Genomic DNA, 2,011 nt, shown 5'->3' with positions numbered 1-2,011 from the left:
CGGTGCCGAGCGGGCCGATCGAGCCGGTCACCCACGGCAGGTCGTCGGGCAGCGCTGCCTTTCCGAGCAGCGCCTTGGCGCAGCCGGCCGAGAGGCGGTCAGCGACGGCGATCACCTCGTCGGTGGCGCCAAGTGCGCCGGCGCCGACGAGCATCGCGACCTTCTTGCCGGCATTCAGCACTTCCGCGGCGCGCTCGAGATCGGCCTCACGCGGCATGATGCTGGGTGCGCTGTAGCCGATGCCGGAATGCAGCGTGCCGTGGGCACGTGGCGGGTTCTCGTAAGGCTCTTCCTGCAGGTCGTTGGGCAGGATGATCACGGTCGGGGCCCGTCGCGCCAGCGCGATCCGCACGGCTCGGTCGATCAAATGTCGCACCTGCGCAGGCGAGGAGGCCTGCATGACGTAGGCACCGGCGACGTCCTTGAACATGGAGAGAAGGTCGATCTCCTGCTGATAATGCCCGCCGAGGGCGTTGCGGGCCTGCTGACCGACAATCGCCAGCACCGGCTGGTGATCGAGTAGCGCATCGTAGAGCCCGGTGATGAGATGCGAAGCGCCCGGGCCCGAGGTCGCGATGCAAACGCCGAACTCCCCTGAGAATTTTGCGTAAGCGCTCGCCATGAATGCCGCCATCTCCTCGTGCCGCGCCTGCACGAAGCCGATCTTGCCTTCGGCGCGGTTCATCGCGCNNCGCGCCGAACACGCCGTTGATGCCGTCGCCGGGATAGCCGAAGATGTGGCGCACGCCCCATTGATGCAGACGCTGGACGATGAAGTCGGAGACGGTCTGGGACATCGCAGCGGCCTCGGCTGTGCATGAGCCTCGGAAAACGGCTCCTTCGCCGTGATGTTCCTCGATCGCTGCCGGGAACATCGGCGCCGGAACGATCGCTTATCTGTCCGGTTGATTCACATTGGCTGAGTGGAGGAGCGAGATGCTGAATCAAGGCGAGCTGGGCCGCAGCGAGATGGGACGGCTGATCGGCAGCGACAAGGTCGAGGGAACGTCGGTCTACGGCGCCGACCGCAATCGGATCGGTTCGATCGAACGCGTGATGATCGACAAGGTCAGCGGCAGGGTGTCTTACGCCGTGCTCGGCTTCGGCGGATTCCTGGGCCTCGGCAACGATCACTACCCGTTGCCCTGGCAGTCGCTGAAATACGACACGGAGCTTGGCGGGTACGTCACCGGCATCACCACCAAGGAACTGGAAGGGGCGCCAAAATACGGCGAACGAAGCGACTGGAACTGGGGTGATGACGCCGCGGTACGCGGTATCAACTCCTATTACGGCGTTCCCTTCGCTTGATGTTCACGGAGAGAGATCGATGAGCAAGGAACGGCCCAACGACGATCCCCGGCAGCAGAACGACTGGGGTTCGCACCGACAGACGGACAAGCCCTGGAAGGGCAATCCGGAGAAGGAGCAGGGATCGGACGAGGAGAAGCCCGATCTCGAGAAATGGCACGAGACGAAGACGCACTGAGACAGGCGCGCTTCCCGTGAGACGTCAGAGACAAGCGCGGCACGCACTGTGCCGCGCTTCTTTTTGAGCAGGCGTTCACGACTGGCAGCGGGGCTCTCACGAGGTGTGGGCCTCGCGGACCCTTGAAATGGAGATCCCCCTTCGGAGAGAAATGGTGACCGCGGCGCAGAAGTCCGGCTAGACTGAACCCAACTTAAGCAGATTCCGGGAGGTATCTTAGTGAAGACCGCGATCACCGAACTGTTCGGCATCGAGCACCCCATCATCCAGGGCGGNNAAGCCGTTCGGCGTGAACCTCACCTTCCTGCCGACCTTCGCCGCGCCGCCTTATCCGGAATACATTGCGGCCATCGTCGAGGGTGGCATCAAGGCGGTGGAGACGGCGGGCCGCAGTCCCGAACAATACATGCCGGCGCTGAAGGCGGCGGGCATCAAGGTCATCCACAAATGCACCTCGGTGCGTCACTCACTCAAGGCCGAGCGGATCGGCTGCGACGCCGTCAGCGTCGACGGCTTCGAGTG

At 64.0% G+C, this 2,011-nt stretch carries 3 protein-coding genes and 1 pseudogene; 3 read left to right on the top strand and 1 reads right to left on the bottom strand.

What is annotated here, in order from left to right; all coding sequences use genetic code 11:
- A partial coding sequence (locus AABA84_RS12545; protein WP_338312203.1) for a thiamine pyrophosphate-binding protein occupies window positions 1-727 on the bottom strand: 727 nt, incomplete at its 3' end.
- Between the two features lie 209 nt (window positions 728-936).
- Between AABA84_RS12545 and AABA84_RS12540 the strand changes: the two genes are divergently transcribed.
- The 3 genes and pseudogenes from AABA84_RS12540 to AABA84_RS12530 form a co-directional block, all read left to right on the top strand.
- Window positions 937-1,311, top strand: a complete 375-nt coding sequence (locus AABA84_RS12540) for a PRC-barrel domain-containing protein (RefSeq protein WP_028144036.1) — start codon at window positions 937-939, stop codon at window positions 1,309-1,311.
- 19 nt (window positions 1,312-1,330) lie between these two features.
- On the top strand, window positions 1,331-1,489 hold the full coding sequence (locus AABA84_RS12535; RefSeq protein ID WP_018321727.1) for a hypothetical protein: 159 nt from the start codon (window positions 1,331-1,333) through the stop codon (window positions 1,487-1,489).
- A gap of 219 nt (window positions 1,490-1,708) precedes the next feature.
- Window positions 1,709-2,011 (top strand): annotated as a pseudogene (locus AABA84_RS12530) (nitronate monooxygenase); the annotation flags it as partial.

Origin of the sequence: Bradyrhizobium sp. TM239, assembly GCF_036247985.1 — a bacterium.
GTDB lineage: Bacteria > Pseudomonadota > Alphaproteobacteria > Rhizobiales > Xanthobacteraceae > Bradyrhizobium > Bradyrhizobium ottawaense.
This window is presented reverse-complemented; position numbering and strand designations above follow the sequence as displayed.